Origin of the sequence: Arthrobacter sp. Soil736, assembly GCF_001428005.1 — a bacterium.
Taxonomy (GTDB): Bacteria; Actinomycetota; Actinomycetes; order Actinomycetales; family Micrococcaceae; genus Arthrobacter.
Genome location: NZ_LMSB01000001.1, coordinates 435,571 through 461,456, shown reverse-complemented (window position 1 = coordinate 461,456; position 25,886 = coordinate 435,571). Strand labels below are relative to the sequence as shown.

The 25,886-nt window shown below is 64.5% G+C and carries 27 protein-coding genes; 14 read left to right on the top strand and 13 right to left on the bottom strand.

The window, feature by feature from the left end; genetic code table 11:
* Nucleotides 1–18 precede the first annotated feature (18 nt).
* From ASG92_RS02150 to ASG92_RS02135, 4 genes are all read left to right on the top strand, one after another.
* Nucleotides 19–816 (top strand): SDR family NAD(P)-dependent oxidoreductase, encoded by a 798-nt coding sequence (locus tag ASG92_RS02150; RefSeq protein ID WP_056623708.1) that lies wholly within the window; start codon nt 19–21, stop codon nt 814–816.
* 65 nt (nt 817–881) lie between these two features.
* On the top strand, nt 882–2,054 hold the full coding sequence (locus tag ASG92_RS02145) for an aminotransferase class I/II-fold pyridoxal phosphate-dependent enzyme (protein WP_056623933.1): 1,173 nt from the start codon (nt 882–884) through the stop codon (nt 2,052–2,054).
* Nucleotides 2,055–2,059: 5 nt separating this feature from the next.
* Nucleotides 2,060–2,668, top strand: coding sequence for a TetR/AcrR family transcriptional regulator (locus ASG92_RS02140; RefSeq protein WP_056623705.1), 609 nt, complete (start codon nt 2,060–2,062; stop codon nt 2,666–2,668).
* A gap of 25 nt (nt 2,669–2,693) precedes the next feature.
* Nucleotides 2,694–3,287, top strand: a complete 594-nt coding sequence (locus ASG92_RS02135; protein WP_056623702.1) for a TetR/AcrR family transcriptional regulator — start codon at nt 2,694–2,696, stop codon at nt 3,285–3,287.
* Here ASG92_RS02135 and ASG92_RS02130 read toward each other — a convergent pair.
* The 7 genes from ASG92_RS02130 to ASG92_RS02105 form a co-directional block, all read right to left on the bottom strand.
* Nucleotides 3,284–3,640, bottom strand: a complete 357-nt coding sequence (locus ASG92_RS02130; RefSeq protein WP_056623700.1) for a hypothetical protein — start codon at nt 3,638–3,640, stop codon at nt 3,284–3,286. The two genes, ASG92_RS02135 and ASG92_RS02130, sit on opposite strands and share 4 nt — an antisense overlap.
* A 179-nt stretch (nt 3,641–3,819) precedes the next feature.
* The gene (locus tag ASG92_RS02125; RefSeq protein WP_056623697.1) at nt 3,820–4,038 is read right to left on the bottom strand and encodes a hypothetical protein; all 219 of its coding nucleotides are present in this window, start codon (nt 4,036–4,038) and stop codon (nt 3,820–3,822) included.
* The gene (locus tag ASG92_RS02120) at nt 4,038–5,096 is read right to left on the bottom strand and encodes an L-idonate 5-dehydrogenase (RefSeq protein WP_240986961.1); all 1,059 of its coding nucleotides are present in this window, start codon (nt 5,094–5,096) and stop codon (nt 4,038–4,040) included. Before ASG92_RS02120 ends, ASG92_RS02125 begins: the two co-directional genes overlap by 1 nt.
* A gap of 14 nt (nt 5,097–5,110) precedes the next feature.
* Entirely contained in the window at nt 5,111–5,887 is a 777-nt protein-coding gene (locus tag ASG92_RS02115; RefSeq protein WP_157372032.1) for an SDR family oxidoreductase, read from the bottom strand.
* Nucleotides 5,888–6,207: 320 nt separating this feature from the next.
* Nucleotides 6,208–6,555: a UBP-type zinc finger domain-containing protein gene (locus ASG92_RS27025; RefSeq protein WP_082579242.1), complete on the bottom strand. Its 348-nt coding sequence runs from the start codon at nt 6,553–6,555 to the stop codon at nt 6,208–6,210.
* 124 nt (nt 6,556–6,679) lie between these two features.
* Entirely contained in the window at nt 6,680–7,672 is a 993-nt protein-coding gene (locus tag ASG92_RS02110) for a DUF5996 family protein (protein WP_056623688.1), read from the bottom strand.
* Between the two features lie 202 nt (nt 7,673–7,874).
* Nucleotides 7,875–9,323 carry an MFS transporter gene (locus ASG92_RS02105; protein ID WP_200951854.1) on the bottom strand — a complete coding sequence of 483 codons (1,449 nt, stop codon included), beginning with the start codon at nt 9,321–9,323 and terminating at the stop codon, nt 7,875–7,877.
* Between the two features lie 579 nt (nt 9,324–9,902).
* Here ASG92_RS02105 and ASG92_RS02100 point away from each other — a divergent pair.
* The 3 genes from ASG92_RS02100 to ASG92_RS02095 all read left to right on the top strand — a co-directional run.
* A partial coding sequence (locus ASG92_RS02100; RefSeq protein WP_240986960.1) for a hypothetical protein occupies nt 9,903–10,148 on the top strand: 246 nt, incomplete at its 5' end.
* Between the two features lie 307 nt (nt 10,149–10,455).
* Nucleotides 10,456–10,608 (top strand): hypothetical protein, encoded by a 153-nt coding sequence (locus ASG92_RS28030; protein ID WP_157372030.1) that lies wholly within the window; start codon nt 10,456–10,458, stop codon nt 10,606–10,608.
* A 58-nt stretch (nt 10,609–10,666) separates the two neighbouring features.
* The gene (locus ASG92_RS02095) at nt 10,667–11,956 is read left to right on the top strand and encodes a GNAT family N-acetyltransferase (protein WP_056623683.1); all 1,290 of its coding nucleotides are present in this window, start codon (nt 10,667–10,669) and stop codon (nt 11,954–11,956) included.
* Between the two features lie 80 nt (nt 11,957–12,036).
* Here ASG92_RS02095 and ASG92_RS02090 read toward each other — a convergent pair whose 3' ends face one another.
* Entirely contained in the window at nt 12,037–12,951 is a 915-nt protein-coding gene (locus ASG92_RS02090) for a LysR family transcriptional regulator (RefSeq protein ID WP_056623680.1), read from the bottom strand.
* A 112-nt stretch (nt 12,952–13,063) separates the two neighbouring features.
* Here ASG92_RS02090 and ASG92_RS02085 point away from each other — a divergent pair, with 112 nt between their 5' ends.
* The 4 genes from ASG92_RS02085 (at nt 13,064) to ASG92_RS02070 (ending at nt 18,889) form a co-directional block, all read left to right on the top strand.
* The gene (locus ASG92_RS02085) at nt 13,064–14,254 is read left to right on the top strand and encodes an FAD-binding oxidoreductase (RefSeq protein WP_240986959.1); all 1,191 of its coding nucleotides are present in this window, start codon (nt 13,064–13,066) and stop codon (nt 14,252–14,254) included.
* Nucleotides 14,255–14,322: 68 nt separating this feature from the next.
* A complete protein-coding gene (locus ASG92_RS02080) occupies nt 14,323–15,735 on the top strand; it encodes a VOC family protein (RefSeq protein WP_056623674.1) in 1,413 nt (470 codons plus the stop codon).
* Nucleotides 15,736–15,760: 25 nt separating this feature from the next.
* Entirely contained in the window at nt 15,761–17,299 is a 1,539-nt protein-coding gene (locus ASG92_RS02075) for an aldehyde dehydrogenase family protein (protein WP_056623670.1), read from the top strand.
* 240 nt (nt 17,300–17,539) lie between these two features.
* A complete protein-coding gene (locus ASG92_RS02070; protein ID WP_056623666.1) occupies nt 17,540–18,889 on the top strand; it encodes an FAD-linked oxidase C-terminal domain-containing protein in 1,350 nt (449 codons plus the stop codon).
* 91 nt (nt 18,890–18,980) lie between these two features.
* Here the strand turns inward: ASG92_RS02070 and ASG92_RS02065 are convergent, their stop codons facing one another.
* Genes ASG92_RS02065 through ASG92_RS02050 form a run of 4 tightly spaced genes read right to left on the bottom strand, consistent with a single transcriptional unit; the run spans nt 18,981 to nt 21,931 of the window.
* On the bottom strand, nt 18,981–19,817 hold the full coding sequence (locus tag ASG92_RS02065; protein ID WP_056623662.1) for a transporter substrate-binding domain-containing protein: 837 nt from the start codon (nt 19,815–19,817) through the stop codon (nt 18,981–18,983).
* A gap of 22 nt (nt 19,818–19,839) precedes the next feature.
* On the bottom strand, nt 19,840–20,493 hold the full coding sequence (locus tag ASG92_RS02060; RefSeq protein ID WP_056623659.1) for an amino acid ABC transporter permease: 654 nt from the start codon (nt 20,491–20,493) through the stop codon (nt 19,840–19,842).
* Complete coding sequence (locus ASG92_RS02055) at nt 20,490–21,128, bottom strand: amino acid ABC transporter permease (RefSeq protein WP_056623654.1); 639 nt, start codon at nt 21,126–21,128, stop codon at nt 20,490–20,492. Before ASG92_RS02055 ends, ASG92_RS02060 begins: the two co-directional genes overlap by 4 nt.
* 5 nt (nt 21,129–21,133) lie before the next feature.
* The gene (locus ASG92_RS02050; protein ID WP_056623650.1) at nt 21,134–21,931 is read right to left on the bottom strand and encodes an amino acid ABC transporter ATP-binding protein; all 798 of its coding nucleotides are present in this window, start codon (nt 21,929–21,931) and stop codon (nt 21,134–21,136) included.
* Between the two features lie 458 nt (nt 21,932–22,389).
* On the opposite strand from ASG92_RS02050, the gene ASG92_RS02045 reads away from it, so the two are divergent.
* The 3 genes from ASG92_RS02045 to ASG92_RS02035 all read left to right on the top strand — a co-directional run bounded on the left by ASG92_RS02045 (nt 22,390) and on the right by ASG92_RS02035 (nt 24,908).
* Nucleotides 22,390–23,313, top strand: a complete 924-nt coding sequence (locus ASG92_RS02045; RefSeq protein ID WP_056623648.1) for a LysR family transcriptional regulator — start codon at nt 22,390–22,392, stop codon at nt 23,311–23,313.
* Between the two features lie 181 nt (nt 23,314–23,494).
* Entirely contained in the window at nt 23,495–24,667 is a 1,173-nt protein-coding gene (locus tag ASG92_RS02040) for a Glu/Leu/Phe/Val dehydrogenase dimerization domain-containing protein (RefSeq protein WP_056623645.1), read from the top strand.
* The gene (locus ASG92_RS02035) at nt 24,654–24,908 is read left to right on the top strand and encodes a hypothetical protein (RefSeq protein WP_056623642.1); all 255 of its coding nucleotides are present in this window, start codon (nt 24,654–24,656) and stop codon (nt 24,906–24,908) included. The genes ASG92_RS02040 and ASG92_RS02035 overlap by 14 nt, the downstream gene beginning before the upstream one ends.
* Here ASG92_RS02035 and ASG92_RS02030 read toward each other — a convergent pair.
* Nucleotides 24,903–25,655, bottom strand: coding sequence for a lytic transglycosylase domain-containing protein (locus ASG92_RS02030; RefSeq protein ID WP_056623640.1), 753 nt, complete (start codon nt 25,653–25,655; stop codon nt 24,903–24,905). The two genes, ASG92_RS02035 and ASG92_RS02030, sit on opposite strands and share 6 nt — an antisense overlap.
* Nucleotides 25,656–25,886 lie beyond the last annotated feature (231 nt).

The following is a 25,886-nucleotide window of genomic DNA, read 5'->3' as shown; positions in this document are numbered from 1 at the left end:
GACTCTAGGAACGGAACCATGGGACTACTTGAAGGAAAGGTCGCCGTTATTACCGGCGCAGGGACCGGCATGGGGCGTTCCACTGCTGCGCTCTTGGCCGCCGAAGGCGCCAGCGTGGTGCTCGTCGGCCGCAGGCAGGAGATCCTGGACCAGGCCGTGGCGGACATCACCGCCCAAGGCGGTCACGCCGTCGCCCGTACTGCAGACATCTCGTCCAAGGACGACGTAGATGCGCTGGTCGCCGGGGTCCGCGCGTCGCTGGGCCCGGTGGACATCCTGGTGAACAACGCCGGCAGCGCCAGCAAGGTCCTCAATGTCCGCTGGATCAGCCAGCAGGAATGGAACGAGGTGCTGGACGTGAACCTCAACGCCGTCTACCTCCTGACCCAGGCCGTTCTGCCTGACATGCTCGACCGCAACACCGGGACCATCATCACCGTGTCCTCCCTCGCGGCCGTCAACCCCAACCTCCTCGGAGGCGCCGCCTACGGTGCCGCCAAGGCTGCGGTGCGGAACTTCATGACGTACCTGCACAACACCTTCCGCAACGACGGCCTGCGCGCCATCACCATTCTCCCCGGGGAGACCGCAACCCCCATCCTGGACAACAGGGCACGGCCGCCGCGGCCGGAAGAGCGCGATGCCATGGTCCAGCCGGAGGACGTGGCCCGGGCCATCCATTTGGTGGCCACCCTCCCACAGCGCACCGTGGTCCAGGAGCTCATCATCGCCCCCACCGTCCAGCGCGACACTTCCGGGGACATCGAAATCAGCCGGTGGGCCGGTGCGCCCGCCGACGACCCATCGCGTCCGTGAAGCGCGGACGCGCTCCCGTTCCCGGCACCGCCGCCCACCACCCAACGAACCAGAGCAGGCCCACCATGACCCTTGAACCAGCCACCGCCCTCGCCAGCGGATTCCAGCCCTCCGAAGCCGTGCTGCGTGTTCAGCGCACCTCCCTGCGAGTCCAGCAGCCCCAGTCAAAGGGTGACCTCGTGTCCCTGGCCATGGGCGAGCCGGACTTCGACACGCCGGCCCAGGTCCGCGCCGCGGCGGCAAAGGCCCTGGACGAGGGCTACACCCATTACTCGCCGTTGCTGGGCGAGCCGGTGCTTCGCGAGGAGCTGGCCGCCCGTATCGGCCGGCTCCTCGGTGAAGTGGCCAGCCCCGGCGACGTGCTGATCACCCAGGGCGGCACCGCCGGGCTCTCAGCAGCAATCCTGGGCATCGTCAACCCGGGCGATAAGGTGGTCATCCCGGACCCGACGTACTCCCTGTACGCGGATCTGGTGAGCATGGCCGGAGGCGCCGTCGTGCCGGTGCCGCTGGCCGGGGACCTGCACTGGGACCTGGAAGCACTGGCCGAGGCCCTGGACGGGGCCAAGTTGTTTGTCTTCTGCAACCCGTCCAACCCGACCGGCATCGTCCACTCCCGCCGGGAGCTCGAGGCCGTGGCGGACATGGTGGCGGGAACGGACACGCTGGTGCTCTCCGATGAGGCCTACAGCGACCTCGTCTACACCGCGGAGCCCTTCGTCTCCGCTCTGGAAATCGAGGGCCTCAAGGGCCGGACCATCTACTGCCAGACGTTCTCCAAGAGCTACGCCATGACCGGCTGGCGCGTCGGCTACCTGTGGGGTCCCCCCGACGTGATTGCTTCCGCGGCCCGGGTGCACAACACCTTCAACGGCTCCATGAACACGGCCGTCCAGCTGGCAGCGCTCACCGCGCTGAAGACGTGCGGACCCGACATCGAACGCATGCACGCTTCCTACGCCCTGCGCCGCGAACTCATGTTCAGCGGGCTCAGCAGGATCCCGGGACTGACGGTCAGCTCACCCGAAGGCGCGTTCTACCTCTTCCCCAGGTACGACGCGGACATGCCCGCAGCCGGCATGGTCGCCCACCTGCGCAACTTCGGGGTGGCCGTCCGCCCCGGCAGCGAGTTCGGGCGGAACGGCGAATTCCATCTCCGCCTCTCCTACGCTGCCAGCGCCGAAGCGATCACTGCAGGTGTGGAGCGGATCGCCGCCGGCCTGGCGGCATTGGGGTAAACCGGATGCCTCTCAGCGACCCTGCCTCCGGGCTGCGCGCCGACACTCAACGAAGCCGGACGCTGCTGATTGATGCCGCCGGCCAGCTCTTCGGAGCCGGCACGGCGGCCTCCATGGCCGAAGTGGCGGCCAGCGCAGGCATTTCCACGGCCACCGCGTACCGCCATTTCGCCTCCGTGGACGACGTTCTCGCGGCCTACCGTTTCGAAGTGGGCCGGGAATTGCTGGCGTTCAGCCAGGCGCAGAAAGCCCGGGGAAGGGCTCTGCTCGATCTTGTCTGCGGTCAGTGGGTACAGCTGGTGGTCCGGCATGGCGGGTCGATGGTCCACACGCGTTCCGCCGAAGGGTACCTGGCCCGCATCCGTGACGGTGCGTACTACCTCACCGTCCAGGCCGAGGCTATGCAGCGGCCGCTGGAGGAGCTGACCCGGGAACTCGGAACAGAAGACACGGGCGATCATGCACTGTTCCTCTGGAACCTGTTCTTTGACCCGCGCGAAATCTTTGACCTGATTCATACGGTCGGACTCACCCCGCAGCAGGCATCCGACCGGCTGGTGCGGACCTTCACGGCCGCGCTCCGGGGTTGGGACCCTGCCAAGGACCTAAGCTAGGTGGGTAACGAAAGGGTGCCGATCAATGCGTAGCGACACACAGCGCAACCGCAGACAGCTCATCAAGGCCGCGGGCGAACTGTTCGCCTCCAGGCGGGGTCCGATCAACATGACGGACATCGCCAAGCACGCCGAAATTTCCTCTGCCACCGCCTACCGCCATTTCGCCTCCGTCGAGGACATCCTTGCTGAATACCGCTTCGGCGTGGGGGAAAAGCTCCGGGATTTCAGCCTGAAGCAGGAAACTTCGGGGCTGGAACTGCTGGAGGCCGTCAGCCGCAAATGGGTGGACCTGGTAACGCGCCACGGCGGAGCGATGCTGTATACGCGTTCAGGCGAGGGCTATCTGGCACGTCTGCGTAAAGGCGCCTTCTACCTGACCGTCCAGGCGGACGCACTGGAGCGTCCCCTGCGCGAGACGTGCGATGAGCTGGGCCTCCCGCCCCTCGGGGATGAAGCCATGTTTCTCTGGAACATCCTGTTCGACCCCCGTGAAATCCTCGACCTGATCCGGACCGTCGGCCTGAGCAAGGACCAGGCCACTGCCCGGCTCGTTTCGGCACTCAAAGGCGCCATGATCGGGTGGAGCGAGGACCGCTCCAGCAGCGCCGGCACCTAGGAAGGACGCGACCGGAACGCTTCCCCGCGCAATCCGGTCCCGCGGGTGATCTCGCGCAGCCGCTCGGCGGTCACGGCCGTCAGCGCGGCAATCCGGAAGACGTCCAGCTGACCGCTGCGCAGGGCTTCAACGACGTCGGCGCGGAACTTCCTTTCTGCGGTGGCCTTTTCCTCCACGGCTTCCAGGAGCTGGCCGGCTATCTCGGCGAGCCCGGCAAGGTGCTGCTCGCGGGAAACACCGGCAACGTAGGAGTCGGAATGGCCCTTTCCGATCTTCTTCACGTCCGTGAGCTTCAGGCCCGTGATGGCCGCGATGGCCGCAACGGGCACGCGTGCGGTCAAAGCGGCTGCCACTGCCTCGTTCCTGTGGTTCTGGAGCGTGCGCACACGGCTCTGCCGGTGGGCGCGCGACACTCTGGCGTCGGACAGCCTGCGTTCCAGAGCCGGATTCCCGGCGGGTGTTTCCGAACGACGGCGGACCTGCCCGCCACGTGTGGCCGGTGTCCGGCGCGGACGCGCCTCAGCTATGTATGTCACGTATTTATGTCACGCCGCTGAAGGCCTTCAAGGAGTTTCCACTCCGCGGCGGCGTTGCGGAAGGCCGGCATGACGCTTCCTTCGAGGACCCGGCATAGGGCCCTCTCCTCACCGACGGGCGCCCATACCCCGCTGACGGGGCAGTGGGTCCCGGTCACAGCAGTGACCGGACGGCGGGCCCGCGCCTGGGTTGCCTGCCCCAGTGTTCGCAGCATCAGCGTGCTCCTGGGGTCGTGTCCGGCGTGAACGAGAGAAGGACCTTGCCTGAGCGGCGCGAGTCCTTGGCGGTGTTAAAGGCTTCGATGGCGTCGCTGAACGGGTATTCGTGTGTGACCACGGGGTCCACATGCAGGCTTCCGTCGGCCAGCGCCGAAAGGACGTCGTCCATTTCATCGTTGAAGCGGAAGGAGCCACGAAGGTCCAGCTCACGGGTGATTGCCAGGGAGATGGCCACCGGCTGTTCGCCGCTGGGCAGCAGTCCCACCATCACCACCGTCCCGCCGCGCATGGTGCCGCGGATCGCGGAATCAAGACCTCGATAATTTCCTGACGACTCCACCGAGACGTCGGCTTCGACGGCGGCTATCGCGTCGGCGTCGGCGGCGAGAATCGTTTCCGTGGCGCCGACCAGCCGTGCGGTTTTCAGGGGTTCCTCGTGGACGTCGACGGCGATGATTTCCGCTGCGCCGGCGCACTTGAGTACGGCGACCGCGAGGCATCCGATGGGGCCGCTTCCAATCACGAGTACTCGTTTGCCCCGGACGTCACCGGCGCGGGCGACGGCGTGCCAGGCGACGCTGGCCGGTTCGGCGAGGGCCGCAGTCCTCAGCGGCAATCCCTCGGGCAGGGGCCGCAGCATCCGGGCCGGCAGCACGGCGAACTGGCTGAACGCTCCCTGCGTGTGGGGAAACCGGGCCGCACTCCCCAAATAGGTGCATCCCGGAGAGAGGTTGGGGGATTCCGCAGGGTAACGCGCGCCCGCGCCCCCTGGGGTGGCCGGATGGACCGCGACTGCGGTGCCTGCCCCCGGTCCGGATCCGTCCTCGGCAGCCCGGCTGACCGTGCCGACCACTTCATGGCCGAGGACGAGCGGTTCACGCAGTATGGACTCGCCTGCGGCACCGTGGAGCCAGTAGTGCAGGTCGGACCCGCAGATCCCCCCGTAGGCGATTTCGACGACGGCCTCATCACTTCGCGGGGCAGCAGGCAGCACCGCATCCAGCCTCAGGTCCCCGACGCCGTGGATGACAAGGGCCGATCCGTTCGTGTTCACGTTGCCGGGCATCGTCAGACCACCGCCGTCATGCCGCCGTCGATGAAGATGGTTTGCCCGTTCACATACGCCGAGGCGTCCGAGGCCAGCCACTGCACAGGACCGGTGAGGTCATCCACGGTCCCCCAGCGGGCTGCAGGGGTCCGCTTGCAGATCCAGGAGTTGAACGCCTCATCGTCCACCAGGGGCTGGGTCATCTCGGTGTGGATATAGCCGGGCGCGACAGCATTGATCTGGAGCCCTTCCCCTGCCCATTCAGCCGTCATGGCCCGGGTCAGGTTCCGCAGGCCGCCCTTCGCGGCCGTATAGGCGCCGATGGTCGGGCGGGCCAGATCCGACTGCACGGAGCCGATGTTGATGATCTTTCCCCGCTTTCGCGGCAGCATCCGCCGGGCCACCTCACGCCCCACGAGGAAGGCGCTGGTCAGGTCGGTGGAGATCACCCGGTTCCAGTCTTCGACCGCCAGATCCAGCAGGGGAACCCGGTGCTGGATGCCGGCGTTGTTGACCAGGATGTCCAGCGCGCCGAGATTCTCCTCGATATGGGCTATTCCCCGTGCCACGGAACCCTCATCGGTGATGTTGAACGCGACGGCATCGACCCGGTCCTTGCCAAACTTCTCGGCGAGCGCCAGCCGGCTCCGCTCCAAACGGTCTGCGTCCAAGCCGTGGAGAACAACGGACGCTCCCGCACGAGCCAACCCGCTCGCCAAAGCGTTTCCAATCCCCCGTGAGGAGCCGGTAACAAGGGCCAAGCGGCCCGTCAGATCAAAGGGTGGTGTGCTGTCCATCTGCGCTTCTCTCATCGCTGTCCGATACGGCGGCCCTGCGTCACTGCCGGGCCCGTAACCTATGTCCTCAAGCGTAGGATGCTCAAGCAGCAAAATCAAGAAATCTTTCTCATTTGATTTGATATTCGCATTTCCGATGGAGGGACGCAGTTCCCCGGGAGACCACGGTCTCGTATTTGATGTAGAGGCTCCGACGACTCCGTTTTCTTCGCCTAAGCGCTAGCCCTGGGCCGGTTCTAAGAGGCTCAGCCTGGTCCTGCCTTCGAGACACAGTAAGCCTGGACGGAGGGTGGCTCGTGCGCTTCCGCCAGGCGACATTGTCAGGGCAGGCGGTGGCGCCAGTCTTGGGGGACTCGCGAGGCCGGGCCCGGGACGCTCTGATCGAGTGGGTGATGGGCCGGCGGTGCCAGGTCCGGTCCGTCGAAAAAAGTGGAACTGGGATAGTCGTAGAACCAGGCTTCGCCCGGTTCGAACGTACGGATGACGGGGTGGCCGGTGGATCGGGCGTGAGCGGAGGCGTGTTGGGACGGTGAGTTATCGCAACAGCCGATGTGGCCGCACTGGGCGCACCGGCGAAGATGCAGCCACCAGCCTGCGCCGGCTTCGCATTCAACGCAGCCGCCCCCGCTGGGCGGGACCGTGACATCGATGCCCTGTACCGCATTCATATGGCTTCTCCTCGGATTCGAGTGCCCGTCGCCCACGCACTATTTTACGTGGAGGTCCAGGCAGGGCCGATGGAAAGGTGGTTCGTCCGGGCAGCTCGACGTCGTGTCGCGGAAGGCCTCGGGGTCAGCGCGAGGTCTCGCCGAACGTCTGCTCAGGGGGCTGCCGGTGGTGACGGTGCTGCCGCCAGCGGTCCGGATCGATTTCAAGACCGGCACGGTCCCAGTGTCCTGTCTCCGCAGCGGCCTCGTAGGTGGAGTGAAGGAACCGCGATAGCGTCCCGTCCGGGTCCGGCGCGGAGCGGACGTTCTCATAAGGAAGCAGGTATAGCTTGTCGGCCTTGCTGTAGACGGCCCCGTCGGCTTCGCTGACGTACTCGGCGTAACCGGCTTGCTCGGGGAAGGAATAGGCGTAGAAGGCCCCTTCATCACCTCCCCCCGGCCAAAACCCGCAACTGCTCATCTCGTGGGAGTAAGCCTCCGCCATGACCCAGTCGGGGCAGTTTGGGGCTCCCCCCGGTTGGGTCGACGTCGCCCGCCCGGAGAACCTCGCGTAAGCCAGATCCATCGATCCCCAGAAGAAGTGAACGGGACTCGCCTTGCCGCTGAAATAGGACCTGAATTCATTCAGGACCCGGTCCGCCTGGACTAGCTGACGCCAGAACAGCCGGACGGCACCGGGGTCGTAGGAGGCGTGCCGGTCGTCTGCGGCGAAGGGTATGGCCGGATCCACCTCGTTCGGAATGCCACGGATGGAGGCGTTGATGCCGAGCCGGTGCAAGGCCTCAAATACCTCTGCATGGAATTCGGCCACCGATTTGGCTTCGAGCACGATGCTCGCGGCAGTCCCGTCGCTGGAGGGTATGTGTAACCGGTGGTCACAGAAGTCGAATTCGATGTCGAAAGCGCCGCGGCCATACGGGATCCTGGAGGTCGCCAGCCCGCGCGGTGTGACGTACAGCGTCACTTGCCACCAGTGGTTGAGCATCGGCGCATGGGCCATGCGGATCTTACCCACGATCTGCGCCCACATGTGCACCGTATCCCGGGTTTCAGTCCAGTCAGCCACGCGGAGGCGGGGCCATCCGTTGTGAGCCCCGGCAGCTTCCATGTGGTCCATCGCAGGTTCCTCCGCCATCCGGACTTCACCCTCCGCGCACCGTCAGCACTGACCCCTGCAGGTGCGGTCCCCTTCCCAACAATTCTGCCACCCACCTCCTGGTGCGCATCGCCTTTGCGTCGCCGCAGGAGCCCTCCACGAATCAGCGTCGATCCGCGGTCTACCATTCCTTCCGCACAGGCCCACGCCCCCGACGGACCGGCTAGGGGCTTTGGATGCCGTTCGGCTTATCCGGCGTCCGCATAACTCCACCGCTTAGCCTGGGCGGCGGCGGTACCCGCGGTGCGAGGTTCCGTGGCGGGTTCCTGATCCCGGAGGCTGAGACCGCGCCTCCGATGACCAGAAGGATGGCGGTGGCGATCAGCACCCGGTGGAATCCTGCCAGGTCTAGCTGCTTCCCGGCGATGAGTCCGACGAAGGCGATGCCAATCAGCCCCGATACCCGGGCAACCGCGTTGTTTACTGCCGAGCCGATCCCGGACTGCTGTTCGGAGATCGATCCGAGTATGGCGGCGGTAAGCGGTGCAACTGTTGCCGAGAGCCCGGCCCCAAAGAGGATGATTCCGGGCAGCACTTGATTCCAGTAATTGACGGGTGTCTGCGACGAGACCATCAAGAGGTAGCCCAGGCCGGCGCCGACGGGACCCAGAGCCATGAACCACCGCGGGCCGTATCGGCCGGCGAGTGAACCGAACCATGACGACAAGCAGATGCTCAGCACGCTGACCGGCAACAGGGCAAGAGCGGCGAGTGTCGCCGGGTATCCGGCCACCTGCTGCAGGAAGAGCACGATGATGAATCCGCCGATGGAGAGCGCGGCATAGATGAACGTTGTGGCCATGTTGCCGGCCGCAAAGTTCCTGACGGCGAAGAGACTCAGTGGCATGAGTGGCTGTCTCGCTGTTGCCTGCCGCCAGATGAACGCCGCAAAGCAGAGTACTCCGAGGATGAAGGGCAACAGGATGACCGGACTCCCCCACCCCTGGGCGCCCTGCTCAATCAGGGCATACACCGGTCCGGCCAGCCCAAGAACGCACAGCACTGCCCCCGGGTAGTCAATGCGCACCCCCTCCTCGCGGATGTCGGGCGCGTGCAGCACAGCCAGAAGACCCACGGTCACTGCGATCGGCAGAACGTTGATGCCAAACACCCAGCGCCAGCCGACAGAATCGACCAACAGGCCGCCCAGGAGCGGTCCGGCGATGAAGGCCACGGTGGTACCGGCAGTCCATTGGCCAATGGCCTTGGCTCGGGCCGTTCCGTCAAAATGTGAGGTGATGAGCGCGAGCGAACTGGGCACGAGCAGGGCCCCGGCGATACCTTGCAAGGCCCGGGAAATGATCAGAACCCCAGCGGTGGGCGCGAACGCGCACATCAGGGACGTCAGACCGAAACCGAGCAGTCCGACGCGGAGAATGAGGATCCGTCCGAGCACGTCAGACAGCGATCCTGCAAGGAGGATGAGGGAACCGAGGGTGATCAGGTAGGCGTCCACGACCCATTGCTGGGTCGTCAGACCGCCTCCCAGTTCACGGGAAATGGCAGGTAATGCCACATTTATGACGCTGCTGTCCAAAAAGGACACGAAGGAGGCAAGAATCGCGACCCAAAGGACGAGTCTCTGAGCACGCGTCGCCGGAGGGAAGCTCACTCTTCCAGTAAACACTGCGGCGCACCCGGCAAGGGATCACTCAGTTCCAGCTCCCCACCAACAGTTCCGGACGCTTCTTCTGCGGGTTCGACATGGCTCGATGACGAAGACGGCACTGCACCGACACAGCCGATCTTTTTCGGACTTTGTATTGCGCCCGGCGCGCCGATCATCCACACTGACTACAGATCCGCAGGAAATTGTTTCCGCCGATCCAGCCCGCCAGACACTACGGCCGNGTATTGCGCCCGGCGCGCCGATCATCCACACTGACTACAGATCCGCAGGAAATTGTTTCCGCCGATCCAGCCCGCCAGACACTACGGCCGGCCACCGCCCCATCAGAGAATGCCGGGCAACCCCTCTCGAACCACCGCTTTCCGCCGCCCCGGGTATGCCCGGCCCCGGAAGCCCGTGCCCGCTGAGAGCCCCGGCACATCCCGTCGAGAAAGAGACCACGATGATCAAGCGCCACTCGGACGTCGTCCTGGAAATCACCGCCCACGACCCGGACACCGTCGAAAACGACCTGAACGCCGCCGTAGAGATCGCCCGCGAACAAGCCATGAAGGAATGCCNCGCCACTCGGACGTCGTCCTGGAAATCACCGCCCACGACCCGGACACCGTCGAAAACGACCTGAACGCCGCCGTAGAGATCGCCCGCGAACAAGCCATGAAGGAATGCCGCCACGGCATCCTCGTCACCCAGCACGGATACACCAGCTACACCGTCGCTGTCAGCCGCGACGTCCCCTACGGGCAGACACACGAACGGCGCGAACAACCGGCGAACTCACAGATAGAGACCGGCCCGGGCCGCTGAGGTTCGGCAAAGCGGCCCTCCCAGGCCCGGCGCCAGATCGTTCACTTCATTGTCGGAGGACCGGCACGATGAGAACGGTCCGGCGTAGTGCCTTGCATTCGCGTCCGGACACGACGCTGGATTTCAGCGTCATCAGAGCGGCTGATCACGGATTCCGAATCATCATCGTTCCTGACCTTTACACTTCACATCTCATCGCTTTTTCTTAAGTGTTCTTCCTTACATACTGGACATGACTTTAGGACGGCGTGGTTTGCCCCAGGGCTCCCCGCCGCCCAGCCACCCTCGACCAGGATGCGACGGACCCATGACCAATCTGATTTCCTCCCAGGCCCCGGACCTTCAAGACCGGCCGGCGCCACTCGCCCGGACTGTGCCCGAACCTGCACTCCTCACTCCTGTCGCCGACTGCAGCGGCGGCGAGGACTGCTTCTACTGCGCCTGCCCTGAAACCGACTGAAATGCCTCCGACGGAACCCACGACGGTTATGAGCCCGCCAACGAGTAGCCGGCCTGTCATGCAGCCCTGGAGCGTGCGCGACTTCCACCCGGATGATCTCGATCAGCTCATCAGTGTCTGGCAGCAGTCCCGGACACCCGGCGTGCACCCGGTCTACACCCTCACCGAGATTATCGACGCCTGCTCCACCGGTGTGGCTACCGTGGCCGTGATGGAAGGAAGGGTTGTCGGGGCAGCGGCCTGCAAGGTCCAGGATGCCCGCGCCTGGATGGTCATGCTGGCACAGGCTCGGGACTGGCGGGAGCAGGGACTCGGCAGTGCTCTCCTGGCCGGGATGGAAGACAGGCTGACGAACCAAGGGATACGACGGTTTTCCGCACTCCTCCCTGCCTCGGAAACCAGAGTCCGTGCCTTCCGAAACAGCGAATACAAGGTGGAGGAAGACCTCCACTATTTTGAGCGGACCATCCCGCTTCAACCCAGGGAGATCGGACGGCTGAGCCAGTTGGGCGGCCGCCTCCTCCCCCACAGGCTCTGGGATGCCCTCGCAGGCATGCAGCGCGAAAAATCCCTCATTGAAAACCGCCCGATCCTGCCACTGGCACGGACGGAACTCGCCAAATCCCTGGGAGTCACCCCGCCGCGATCCGTGGTCCTGTTCGGCCCGCCCGGCACCGGCAAGACCACGTTCGCCAAGGCCGTCGCTTCCCGACTCGAGTGGCCGTTCATCGAGGTGTTCCCGTCCCGGCTCACCTCCGACGCGCAAGGCCTCGCCGGAGCCCTGCGGCAGGTCTTCCAGGACATCGGCCGGCTCGAACACGCCGTCGTGTTCATTGATGAAGTCGAAGAGATAGCCTCCGCCCGCACCGGAGAAGCAACATCACCCCTGCAGGGAGTCACCAACGAGCTCCTGAAGATCATCCCGGCCTTCCGGGAGAAGGAAGGCCGCCTACTGATCTGCGCCACCAACTTCATTCGCTCATTGGATAAGGCCTTCCTCCGCCACGGACGCTTCGACTACGTCATACCGATCGGCCCTCCGGACCTGGACGCGCGGACGGCCATCTGGAACCGCTACATCCCGCCCTCAATCTCGCCGCAGATCGACCTCGACGCCCTGGCCCTGGCCAGCGAACGGTTCTCCCCCGCCGACATCGAATTCGCGGCCCGAAAAGCGTCACAACAGGCCCTCGAACACGCCGTGCAGAGCACCGGGCAACCCACTCCGGAAAACCATGCCCTCACAACCCGCGCCTACCTGAAGGCCATCGAAGGAACCCGCGCAACAGTTACAGAAACCGTAGTCAAGGACTTCGTCGAAGACATCGAACGGATAGCGAGGGTGTAGCCAGGCTAGGCGCGGAGGCGAAGTGGGCCTTCCGCGCCTAGCGGCTTGGCCCGGATTGCGTCCAGCCGGCGCTGGTGCTCCTAAGCTGTCCGCAGTGGCGTGAATGCCTGGGTTAATGCATCCCTAACAGCGCGAACGCTTTCCTTTTCGAGCGCCGAGGAGCGCGCGATCGCGACGACGCTTCGATATGAGTTGCCGGGAAGTGTAGCAGTGGGGCTGTCCGTGGGCCGCAGCCCCATCATGAGAGGAGTAGCGAGCGTAATGCCCACTCCGGACTCTGCGAGTGAAATTGAGACGGCCGTGTCCGTGACTGTGTGTTGGACTTTTGGTTCGATTCCGGCCCGAGCGCAAGCGAAGCGGCATGCCCTCCCGTAGTACGTCTCAAGGGGCGGCAGGACCCAGTCGGTGGCATTGGCATAGTCCACCAGGGCGGAATTGTTTTCGCGCAGTTCCGCGGCCTCCGGGGGAAGCACCATCAAGAACGGCTCGCGGTGGAGCAGTACGGTCACGATGCCCCGCATTGGGGGCTGTGGCGCGTCGTCGTAGCTCAGTCCAAGTGCGATATCTATCTGATCGTTCAGGATTGCCTGTGGCATGTTCTCGACGTCAACTTCCACCGCCTGGATGGCCACGTGCGGGGATGTTTCGCGCAGGTGCTCTATGGCAGGCTGCATGGCCGAAACGGCCGCGGAACCAAAGACTCCAACGGCGACCACCGATCGCTGCTCGGACTGGGGTCCGCTGAGCGCGGCTGCGGCCTTTCGTTCGTCCTCGAGCAGAATCCGGGCATGACGCAGCAGGGTCACGCCAGCGTCGGTGAGCGTGACCCGGCGCCCGTCACGGGCGAATATTGGCCGCGGAAGGGCGGCCTGCAACGCTGCCATCTGCTGCGACACCGCACCCGGAGTGAACCCCAAAGCTTCAGCTGCCGACGTCATGGTGCCCCGATCCGCAACCACCTTGAAAGTCTTCAGCTGTTCGAAGGTCCATTTCATATAGCAATTCTATATGAATTGTTGAAAATGTATCGATTGACCTAAATGGATGATCGGACCGAAGCTTGATCCAAGACGACCTGTTGGAGGGATCACAATGCAAACCAAACACGTGGATAACGTAGTTAAGCTGGCGAAATCGCCTGCCCGGGCTTTACCTGCCGCTGGTGAGGTTGTCATCCTCGGCGGGGGCATCATGGGAACCAGCATTGCCTATCATCTGGCCGAGTCCGGCGTGAAGAACATCGTCCTGATCGAGCGGCACGTCCTTGGTTCGGGCTCTTCCGCCAAGCCATTGGGCGGCGTCCGCGCAACGTTCTCCGATCCGGGCAACATCAGGCTCGGGCAACGGAGCCTGGAGGCCTACGAACGGTTCGGTGAAAAGTTCCGCACAGACATTGGCCTTCGCCAGGTGGGCTACCTCTTCCTGTGCCGGAACGAAGCAGAGCTCCTGCAGGTTGAGGACAGCACTCATATTCAGAACCGGCTTGGCGGTTCCAGCAGGATGGTTTCAGCGGAGGAGGCGCATCGGATCAATCCATTCCTTGACCCGCGCGCGCTCATGGCGGCGTCATACTCCCCAAGGGACGGGTTCGCCCAGCCCTCCAAAGTAGTCCAGGCCTACGCCGACGCCGCACAGGAGCTAGGCGTGACCATCTGCCAGGACACGGAAGTCCTGGACATCGACGCAACCGGTGGGGCGGTTCGGGCGGTTCACACCAATCGTGGATCAATCCGGGCCTCCACCGTCATATGTACGGCCGGTGCCTGGTCGACCAGGCTCGGAGCCATGGCCGGTGTCCATCTGCCGATTGAGCCGGTCCGCCGCCAAATCGGCATGACGCCCCAGGGTTCCACGCCACTGCCCACGGTTCCGTTCACCCTCGACCTGTCGACCACCTTGTACTTCCACAACTACCTCAACGGGATGCTCCTGGGCATTTCCAATCAGGATCAGGAGCCGGGCTTTTGCCGGGAGTTCGACTACCAGTGGCTGCCCGCCTTCAACCGGGCCGCGGAAATCGTCGCACCCTCCCTGGCCCATCAGGAGCTGGAGGTCGGTTGGGCCGGGCTGTACGAGAACACCCCCGATCACAACGCCATGATCGGATCCTCGGACACCGTGGATGGCTTCATGTATGCCACCGGATTCTCCGGCCACGGCTTCCTGCAGGGACCGGCCGTGGGCGAGCTGGTCCGGGACATGTACCTGGGCAGGGAATCCTTCATGGATCCGGAACAGTTCAGCGCTGCGCGGTTCGTCGGTGAGCTCTCCCAGGTCAGGGAAGTCCACATCATCTGAATCACCTATCCTGCCGTAACTTCTGCGCCACTACCGCCGAAATACACAGCACCAGAAAGGACAAACCCATGCCAACGACAACGAAGCTGCAGCTGTGGGAACTCCGGGCCGAGTTCGCCCTGCGCCTGGCCACGCTCTACGGGAACGAAGTACCCGCCTACAACACCCTCGTCGACGTCTCACGTGAGGTCAATGAGGACTTCATCAGCAAGAACGGAGAGGAAGCCGAACGGCTCGGCAGCATTCACCGGGTGACTGCTGAACGCCATGGCGCCATCCGCGTCGGCTCCGCCCGGGAACTCGCTCAGGTCGCGCGGGTCTTCGCCGCATTCGGCATGTATCCGGTCGGTTTCTATGACCTGCGTGACGCCTCGAAGAGTTCCGTTCCCGTGGTGTCCACGGCCTTTCGCCCGATCGACCCTGATGAGCTGGCCAAGAACCCGTTCCGGGTCTTCACCTCCATGCTGGCCCACGACGACCGGCGGTTCTTTGACGAGGAAACGGAAAAGCAGCTGGCATCTTTCATCGGTGCCCGCACGCTGTTCAGCGAGGAATTGCTCGACCTTGCGGATAAGGCCAGCGCGGCGAAGGAACTGAAGCAGGAAGAAGCCGCCCGCCTCCTGGACCTGGCCACGGCCGCCTTCGAGCTTTCGCAGGAGCCTGTCGATCACGACTGGTACTTCAAGCTGGAGCGGATTTCCGCGGTGGCCGCCGACATCGGCGGCGTCCCCTCAACCCACATCAACCATCTGACGCCGCGCGTGCTGGACATCGATGACCTCTACGCCCGGATGGAAGCCCGCGGAATCGCGATGATTGACGAGATCCAGGGACCGCCGAACTGGGAAGGCCCCGACGTTCTGCTGCGCCAGACGTCCTTCCGCGCCCTCGCCGAGGAACGGAACTTCCGCCACCCGGACGGTGAAGTCCGCCCCGGCTCCCTCCGCGTCCGGTTCGGGGAAGTCGAGCAGCGCGGAATTGCCCTGACGGAGCAGGGCCGGGACCTCTACGACAGAATGGTCGCCGAAGTCGACAACCGGCTGGCCGCGTCCCCGGCAGGAACCACCCGGGTGGAAGTAGCCACGCAGGTCTGGCGGAGAAACCTTCCGGTCACCGAACAGGAACTTGCCCTGCAGGGACTGGCGTACTTCACCTACCGGCTCGCCGGGCCAGGCAAAGCCCCCAGGCAGGAATCCGCGTCGCTGCGGGAGCTGGTCGAGGCCGGCGTCCTCATTCCGGAGCCCATTGTCTATGAAGACTTCCTGCCGCGGTCGGCAGCGGGCATCTTCCAGTCAAACCTCACCGACGACGGTTCCCGCGACGACGGACAGCTCGGGACCCCGTACGACATCGACCGGCTCTCAGAGGTGCTGGGAAGCAAAATTTTCGACCCCAACGAGCTGTACACCGCGCAACAGACCGCCTCAATCGAGGCAGCCGGGCGTCAGCTCGGCATCACCATCACAGACCTTCCCTCCTAATACCCACATCCGAAAGAAGGACACAATGACCACCGTTACATCCTCCATCCCCGCAACCAGCGAAATCACCGAAGAGGTGCTCAAGAGCCTCCGGTCCATCGGCGTGGACCCGGCATCACTGGACGGAACCCGGGAAACCCGCACGCCCGTCACCGGGGAAGTCATCCTCCACACCAAGGTCCACAACGACGAGGAAATCGAAACAGCCATCGCGCAGGCCGCCGAGGCCTTCAAGACCTGGCGCAACGTCCCTGCGCCCGTCCGGGGAGCCTTGGTCAAGCGCTGGGGCCAGCTGCTGACCGAACACAAAGAAGACGTCGCCACGCTGATCACCGCCGAGGTCGGCAAGATCCGTTCCGAGGCCCTGGGCGAAGTCCAGGAAATGATTGACATCGCGGACCTGGCCGTGGGCCAGTCGCGTCAGCTGTACGGCAAAACGATGCCTTCCGAGCGCCCCGGCCACCGCCTGGCCGAAACCTGGCACCCGCTCGGCGTCGTCGGCATCATCTCCGCCTTCAACTTCCCGGTCGCCGTCTACGCCTGGAACACTGCCCTGGCCCTGGTTGCCGGCGATACGGTCGTGTGGAAGCCGGCAGACGCCACGCGCCTGTCCGCCCTCGCCGTCGACACCCTCCTGGCCCGTGCCGTCAAGGACGTTGGAGCACCCGAAGGAATCCACCATCTGCTCCTGACGGACCGCGTCGGCGGCCAGAAGCTGGTCGAAGACCCGCGCATTGCACTGGTCTCAGCAACCGGCTCCGTGCGCATGGGCCAGGAAATCGCGCCGGTGATCGCCAAGCGCTTCGGCCGTGCGCTGCTGGAGCTCGGCGGCAACAACGGCGCCATCGTCGCACCGTCCGCTGATCTGGACCTTGCCCTGCGCGGCATCGTTTTCGCCGCGGCCGGCACCGCGGGCCAGCGCTGCACCTCCCTTCGCCGGCTTATTGTTCACTCCTCGATCGCCGACACGCTGGTCAGCCGGATCGTGGATGCCTACCGCACCCTGAACATCGGCAGCCCGACGCAGGAAGAAACGCTGGTCGGACCGCTGATCAACGCCAGCAGCTTCCGGGCGCAGCAGGATGCACTGATCCAGGCCGTCGCAGAAGGCGGCGAGGTGGTCTACGGCGGTAACCGCGTTCTGGCCGAGGACCAGCCCGAGGCCTACTACGTTGAGCCGGCCGTCGTCCGCATGCCCGACCAGACCGCCGTCGTTCACGATGAGACCTTCGCTCCTATCCTGTACGTGATGACGTACGACACCCTGGATGAGGCCATCGAGATCCACAACAGCGTTCCGCAGGGCCTGTCCTCGGCAATCTTCACCCAGGATCAGACCGAAGCGGAACAGTTCCTCTCCGCCAGCGGGTCCGACTGCGGCATTGCCAACGTCAACATCGGCACCTCAGGAGCCGAAATCGGCGGCGCGTTCGGCGGCGAAAAGGAAACCGGCGGCGGGCGCGAATCCGGTTCTGACTCCTGGAAGGTATACATGCGCCAGGCCACCAACACCATCAACTTCTCGGGAGAACTGCCGCTCGCCCAGGGCGTCAAGTTCCTCTAGGGACTACGTCGCGGGCGCAGCGATGGAAGGAGCAGCCATGACTGCAACCACAGACCAGCAGCCACCTTCACGGCAGGAACAGTTCCGCGACCCGTCGGACTGCGCCCGCGACTGCTTTTACTGCACAGGCCCGGAAACCGACTGAAGCCGAACATGCGGTGGCCGCCTCCGGGCGGCCACCGCATTTTTCGTTCAGCACCATCCGACGGGCAGACCGCACCAGCCAAAGGAAGACCATCCATGATTACAACCCAGGAGCTGACAGAAGGGCTCGAGGGCCGGATCTTGACCGACCCGGACGAGCTGGTTCGCTACAGTTCCGACGCCTCCCGAGCCCTGCCCCAGGGACTGCCGTTGGCCGTCCTGACAGCCCGGACCACACAGGATGTGGCTGCCGGGCTCCGCTGGGCCGCGCGGAACAACGTGCCCGTGTCCGTCCGCGGGGCGGGGACCGGCCTTGCCGGCGGGGCCGTCGCATACCCGAAGGGCCTGGTCATTTCACTGGCCGAAATGGACACCATCCTGAGCATTGATCCCGGCAACAGGCTCGCCGAGGTCCAGGCCGGAGTGATCACGGCGGACATCGACGCTGCCGCTGCCGAATACGGCCTGATGTACGCCCCGGATCCTGCCAGCTACCGCCAATCGACGATTGGTGGCAACATCGCCACCAACGCCGGCGGACTCCGCTGCGTCAAGTACGGCGTAACCACCGACAGTGTGGCCGGACTTGAAGTCGTGCTGGCCAACGGCGACATCATCCGCACCGGGTCCAAGACCCGCAAAAACGTCGTCGGCTACGACCTCACCAGCCTCTTTGTCGGCTCAGAAGGGACCCTCGGGATCGTCACAGCCGCGACCCTGAGACTCAAACCCCGACCGGCAGGCAAACCCGTCACTTTTAGGGCGACGTTCCCGTCCGCCGCCGCCGCGGGCCGGGCAGTCACCGCGATCATGAACAGCTCCGTGGTCCCCGACGTCCTCGAACTGATGGACCGGGCCAGCGTGGAGATCGTGGAAAAGTTCCATCCCACCGGACTGTCGACCGACGGAGCAGCGATTCTCGTCGGGCAGTTCATTTCGCTCAGCTCCGAAGAGGACGCAATGGTGGCTGCACGGCTCTGCAAGGAAGCAGGGGCCAGCGACGTCGAACAGGCGGAAGGCGACGTGCTCCTGGAAGCGCGGCGGGTGTCCGGTAAGGCGCTGGATGCCAGGGGGCTGCGTGCCTCCTGCGACGTCGCCGTACCGATCGCGCGGCTGGCTGACATGTTCGAAGCGCTGGCGAAGATCAGCGCGGACGAAAACGTGGTCATACCGACATTTGCCCACGCCGGCGACGGAAACCTCCACCCTTCCGTCGTCGTAGCCGGGGAGTCGGCCGAAGCCTACGCGGAAGCGGAACGGATCCTGGACCTCATCACCGACAGGGCGCTGAGTCTGGGCGGAACGATCAGCGGCGAGCACGGTGTGGGATCGCTTAAATTCGGTTCCCTCACCAAGCAGCTTGATCCCGCCACCCGTGCGGCCCATTTGAGAATCAAGACCGCTTTCGATCCGCAGGGAATCCTTACCCCGGGCCGCGGCGTATGAGCGTCTGAGTCGTCTGCGGCACGAGACACGAAACGGCGGTCCCTTCTGGGGCCGCCGTTTTCGTGTTGTTGCGATGGGTTGTGCGCGGGGTCTATTTGATGAGGCGCGCCGCCCCCGTGTCGGCGGCTGAGGCGTCCAGGCCATTGGCCTTCAGGATTTCCTTAAGTTTGCCGTTTTCCCGCAGTGTTTTCAGGTCGGCGTTCAGGGCCGCCAGGAGTTCAGTGTTCTGCTTCGGTACGGGGATGCCGATCTGTGCCGCTTCCTTGGACGCGGCAATCGCCTCGTTCGGCTTGATCACGGCGACCTTGAAGTCTCCCTTTTTGTTGAACTGGGCCGAGCCGTAGCTGTCGATGCCGATGTCGATGCGGCCGGCCGCGAGGTCCTGGTTCATGTTCAGCGTCGTCGGGTAGACCTTCAGGGAATCGCCGAGCAGCTTCTTCATGTCGTCCACCCACAGGTAGCCGTCCACGGTGCCGACGGTCTTGCCCTTGAGCTGCTCGGCATCATCCAGTCCGTCCTTGGAGATGATGGCCATCTGGTCGGTGTAGATCGGGTCCGTGAGGTTCACGATCTCGGCACGGGAGGCTGTGCGGTACCACGCTGCAATGGATAGGTCGGCGCGGCCGGCCTGCACGGTGGGAATGTTCGCCGCTGTCGCCACCGATTTTGCCGAAACCGTCAGGCACTCCATCCCGGCAATGGCATTGACGATGTCGCCGTCGACACCGGTCACTTTGTTGCCGTCGAGCTTTGAGAACGGGGGAAGGTCATACAGGACGACTGACAGCTTTCCTTGGGCGACGGTCGGAAAGGCATGGGCCGGCTTGCAGTCGGCATTCGGGGCGCTGCTGGCAGCGCCCCCGCAGCCCGAAAGAGCGGTGGCGGCGACGGCAAAGGCTGCAACGACAGCGGTTTTGTGGTTTTTCATGGTTTCTCCTTGGGGTGGGGACTTAAAGGTGCCGGGCCAGGCGCTTTTCGGCCCGGCTCGTGAGCCAACTGGCAGGAATGGTGATGGCTGCGTACATCAGGCCGGCCAGAACCAGCACACTGAGGTAGTTGAAGGTGGTGGAACCGATCGAATATGCCTGGCTCAGCAGTTCCGGCAGCGCCACAGTGTAGGCAAGGGACGTGGCCTGGAATATCAGGATGGCGAAGCCGATGAGGGACGGGATTGCGACCCTAAAGCCCTGCGGAATGACGATGAACCGCAGCGTGTCGCGCCGGCTCATTCCCAGCGCACCCGCTGCTTCCACTTCACCTTGGGGCACGGCCTGCAGTCCGCCGCGGAGGATCTCGCTGGTGTACGCCGCAGTGGTGGCGGCCAACGCGACAACGCTTGCCCCCATCGATGACAGCGTGAGGCCGCTGGCCGGGAGCCCGAAGTAGAAGATCTGCAGGACCACCAGGGCCGGCGTTCCGCGGCCGATCTCGACAATGCCGATGATGAGGATCCTGACGAGTTTCGTCTTGCTGCTTGCACCAATGGCCAGCAGCAGGCCGCCGGGAATACCGATGAGCAGGCTCAGCAGGGCTACCTGGACGCTGACACCGAGGCCCGCGAGGAGCCCGGGCAGGAAGGCGGGCCAGTCGGTAAGAATGTTCATCGGGCTACTCGCATCCGCAGTCGGGCATCAAGGGCCCGGGTGGCCCAGGCACAGGGAATGGTCATGATGACGTACACCAGGGCAGACAGGAAGAACGGGCCGAGGGCGTCCGAACTTTGGCGGGACTGGTCATTGGCGAAGTAAACGATTTCGGATACCCCGATGGTGTAGGCCACCGAGGAGTCTTTGAGCAGCCCGATTGCATAGCTGGCTGCTGCCGGAATCGAGACGCGGAAGACCTGGGGTCCGATGATGAATGTGAGCACAGACTGCCGTCCCATGCCGAGCGCTTCACCGGCCTCCCACTGGCCGCGCGTGATGGCCGAAAGACCCCCGCGGTAGATCTCGGCCATGTACGCGCAGGAAATCAGTCCCAGTCCCGCAACGGCGGAGGTGAGCGGATCGAGCATCGGCAAGGCGGTGCCAAGGCCAAAGTAGATGATGAACAGCCATACGATCGGCGGGATACCGCGCAGGATTTCGATCAGGGAAACGGCGACAAAGCTGACGCCGGGAATGGTGGAGCGGCGGCCGAGGGCCAAGGGAATCCCGCCAAGGGCGCCGAGGGCCAGCGCGCTTACCGTCAGCCCGATGGTCATCGGGACGCCTTGGAGAATGGTCAGGAAAATGTCCATCTGCCTCAGCGCTCCAGCACGGCGCGGAGGAATTCGCGGGTGCGGGTCTGGACCGGGTTCGTGAAGACCTGTTCCGGGTCACCTTCTTCGATGATGGTCCCGTTGGCCATGACCACCAGATGGTCAGAGACATCCCGGGCGAACTGCATCTCGTGGGTCACGACGACCATGGTCATTCCCTCAGCCGCCAGTTCCTTCATGACGGCCAGGACTTCCAGGCCCACCTCCGGGTCCAGGGCCGAGGTGGGCTCATCAAAGAGCATCACCCGCGGGTCCAGGGCCAGTGCCCGGGCAATGGCGATGCGCTGCTGCTGGCCGCCGGAACAGCGGGAGGGATACTGCTTCGCCTTGTCCGCCAGGCCGACGCGTTCCAGCAGCTGCATGGAGCGGACGTCCGCTTCCTTGCGTGAGCGTCCCAGGACCCGTTCCTGGGCAATGCTGACGTTCCGCAGGACGTTCAAGTGCGGGAAAAGGTTGAAGGATTGGAACACCATTCCGACATTCCGCCGCAGGGCTGCCAGGTCCTTGGCCGTGAAGTTGGTGCCGGCATCGATCTGGTTGCCTTCGACCGTGATGCATCCGGTGTCCGGACGCTCCAGAAAGTTGATGCAGCGCAGCAGGGTGCTTTTGCCTGCGCCACTGGGCCCGATCATGGCCGTGACCTCCCCCTCCCGCACCGACAGCGACACGTTGTTCAGGACGGTGTGGTCGCCGTATTTCTTGGCAACGGACTCAAGCTGAATGGCAAAGGGTTTGGTCAGGGGTTTTTCTTGGATACGTGGCGGCTCGATATGTGGCGGCATTCTGGCTGTGCTCCTGTGGGTTGGCTCATGGAATACATGGGCGTGGGAGGTCAGGCCCAGGCAAGGCTTGGATGGGACGGGTCCCCCTTTGCAAGGTGTCCGTGTCCGAAGGTTGCCCGGCTTATCTGCTCGACTATGCCTGACGAGTCCGCCCCGTGGTAGCGATCCAGAATGACCGATTGTGGCACTAGGGCAAGCATTACTTGCACTGCGTGTGAGACTTAGACCACAGTCGCGCCAGCACGCGGAATCAGGCAGGAATGCGCTGAACAACAGGCACGTTCCTGATGTAAACAGTTTGTTTCAGGGCCACTCCATGACGTCGTCCGCGGACGCCTGGTCTGCGGCCCGCAGGGGCGCATTTCTGCTCCTTGCCCTCGCTGCACGTGCTGTCGGAGAGCCTGTCCCGATCCCCCGCGTTCTTTGCGGTTGCAACCGGCATGGGGTTAGCTGGCCGTATGCTCAATCCCCTGCACCTGAGAACTCTCGTGGTTGTTCTCCGGACCGGCTCGTTCGCCGAAGCCGCGCGCCGGCTTGGGTATACGGGCTCGGCCGTTTCCCAACAGATGGCCAGCCTGGAGCGGGCGGTGAAGATGTCACTGTTCGAGAGGGACGCGCACGGCATCAGGCCCACCCCGACGGCAGACTTCCTGGCGGAAAAGGCGCAGGATGTGCTGGCGGCGTTCGGCACCTTTGAAGACGAGGTGCGCGCCATGTCCGAGGGCAGCGTGGGACGGGTTCGGCTGGGCAGTTTCCCGACGGCCAGCCAAAAGCTACTTCCGCTCGCTCTCTCAGAGTTTGTGCAGTCCCACGAGAACGTCAAAATCGAACTCGACGAAGGGGAACCGGACAAACTCGTTCCGCTGCTGATGGACCGGGACCTCGACCTTGCCCTCGTCTACCACTATGACCTCGTCCCCCACGCCTGGCCCAAAGCCCTGAGGTCCACTCCCCTTCTGAGCGAGGAACTCATACTGCTCCTTCCCACAGGCCACCGGGCGGAGCGCGCCGAGATCTCCCTGGCGGACCTCAAGGACGAGACCTGGGTATCGACAGGGGAAAGGACCCCCGGGGCGCGTTCCCTGCGCCGGGCATGTGCCGCAGCCGGGTTTGAACCCGATGTGAACTTCCGCAGTGACGACTATGACGTCATCAGGGGATTCGTCCGCTCCGGACTTGGAATTGCCCTCATCCCTGCGCTGGGCCACATCGACACGGACGGCATCTCCACTGCGCGGATAGTCGACCTGAAGGTCCGCCGGCACGTACTGGCCCTCTACCCGCCAACGACTGTGAATCCGGCGGTTCAAGGAGCCGTCGCCGCCTTGAAGGTCGCCGCCCGATCGGCTGCGGACCTGACGCCAGGTGTGCAGGCCCGCTGACGCGGGCACGTCCAACTCCCGCTCCTTGCCCGTGTCCCAGATCGCGTCCGCTGGAAAGGCAGGGCAAGAACTGCTTATGCCAGATGCACCAACTGTGGCTCTGAGGTTCTGGCGTCCGCGTGGATCCAGCCCCCAAGCTGATTAGGAATTAATAACGCACCGAGACAGGGATGGATCTAAAGTGACTGACGGCGTATTTGGACTGATCGACGAATGGGGCCCGGAAAAGATCGTTGTCGTCTCCGACCGAAAAACGGGTATGCGGGGCGTCCTGGTCCTGGACAACACCGCACGGGGCACAGGCAAAGGCGGGACCCGGATGAGCCCCAGCCTCACGGTCCAGGAAGTGGCACGGCTCGCCAGGACCATGACCTGGAAGTGGGCCGCTGTGGACCTCTTCCACGGCGGCGCCAAGGCGGGAATCCTGGGTGACCCCAACGACCCGAACAAGGAAGCGATACTGCGCGCCTTCGCCCGCGCCCTGTCCAACGAGGTCCCTTCGGAGTACGTCTTCGGGCTCGACATGGGGCTCGCCGAGGAGGATGCGGCAATATTTCTCGACGAACTTGGTGACCGTGGCGCGTCGACGGGCCTTCCACGGGCACTGGGCGGCCTGCCTTACGACCAGCTCGGCGTCACAGGTTACGGAGTCGCGGAAGCCGCGGAAGCCGCAGCGGAAAACCGGAACATCGCACTCAAGGGATCGCGGGTTTCCATTCAGGGATTCGGCGCGGTAGGACAGGCGGCGGCGGTGCGCCTCGTGGAGCTGGGGGCCACTGTCGTGGCGGTCTCGACGGCGGCCGGTGCGGTCCATGACCCGAACGGTCTCGACGTCGCCAGGCTCGTGAATCTTCGCGCCGAGGCAGGGGACGCATGCGTCCGCCACTACGGATCGGTGCTGCCTGCAGACACCGCGCTGACCGCCGACGCCGACATCCTGATCCCCGCTGCTCGCGAAGACACCGTCAACGACGTCATCGCGGCGTCAACGAACGTGAAACTCGTGATCGAGGGGGCCAACCTCCCCACGTCCCCCAACTCCCGCAGGATTCTCCACGAACGGGGCATCGCCGTCGTCCCCGACTTCATCGCCAATGCCGGCGGCATTGTGGCGGCAGCCCACTCGATGGCGGCCAGGTACTCCCCCTTCGTGGTGGAACCGGCGGAGATCTTCACCATGATTTCCACGAAGCTGAGGGCCAACACCACCGCGGTTTTGGACGAAAGCAACCGTGCCGGCCTGACACCGCACGAAGCCGCATACGCCTTGGCGCAAAGGCGGGTCCTGGAAGCCATGCAGCTACGCCGACAGGTTCCGAAGAAAGCGACCGACACGATCGATGTCCTGGTATAGAACGGCCGGGACGGCTCCCCTCTTCATTAGCGGCTCTGAACTGGAGCCCGCCATCGCCATCGCAGATGCGGTCAAGCGGCTTGAAAATTTCCTGCTGGACGGCCGCAGGCAAGAAGGGCGACCCGCGGTGTTCAAAACCACCGGCATGCCATGGCAGGATCTCGCCATCGCCGCGGCCGCCTACGAAGCCTGTTCCCCGGAAATCAGCGATCCGGCGCTGGCCTGGGGAGGGCGGTCATGACGAAGCCGGACCCGCCTGTGCGGCGTAGGCGTTGGCCTGCTCGCTCACCTGGCCCATGTAGGAATCAGACTGGTTGTAGGAGTAGATGGCGTCGGTCCAGCCCTGGGCGGTGCTGAGGTCACGGCCGCCGGCGCACAGATACGAGGCGGCACTTAGTGCGGCGTCGTCGATATTAAGGGGATCGGCTTCTCCGTCACCGTTCCCGTCCCGCCCAGCCAGCTGCCAGGTGGAGGGAATGAACTGCATCGGCCCGACGGCGTGGTCCCAGAGAGCGTCACCGTCCAGGGCGCCGTCGTCGGTATCCGGGATAGCGGCGAAACCGTCGCCGTCGAGGCTGGGGCCGACAATGGGCCGGCCGGCCTGCCCGGCCGCAGTCAGGCTTCCGCCGCCGTGAGTTCCGTGGGCGGATTCGACCAAGCCGATGGCCGCCACCGTGTTCCAGCCGATCCCGCACGTTGGGGCGGCGGCGTTGGCCACCCCGGCCGCGGCCGCGTACGCCCGAAGCGCGCGGACCGGTATGTCGGTCCGCGCCGCAGTCCGGACGAGCCACTGGGCGTCAAAGGTGGCTTGGGTGATGTCCACGGCACTGTTGGCTGACAGCACCTCGAGTTTCGCCTCCGATTGTGGCGGCGGCGGATGGGCCCCGCTGGCCTGCATACCGGAGACGTGGAGCACCCAGAACGTGAAACCGGTGATGACGCAGAATGCGAAAAGGGCGAGGACTGCAAGCCGTTTCAGACGGAGCATCTAGGCGAACCAGCCCGCGGGCGTCCCGGCCCGGACTTTGTCGTAATCGGTTGCCACGTGGGTGATTCTCTTTCCGGGGATTGTTGTCTGACCGGGATGCAACCTACACCATTGCACCGGCATTTCCCTGGCACGAGGCCGCCGGGCACGCCCGAAGCGCGTCGTCCCTTGCGCGGATTTCGGCAAGCTATTGCGCCGTTTACGGTCAGTCCCTCCAGCCATAGGCTTGCT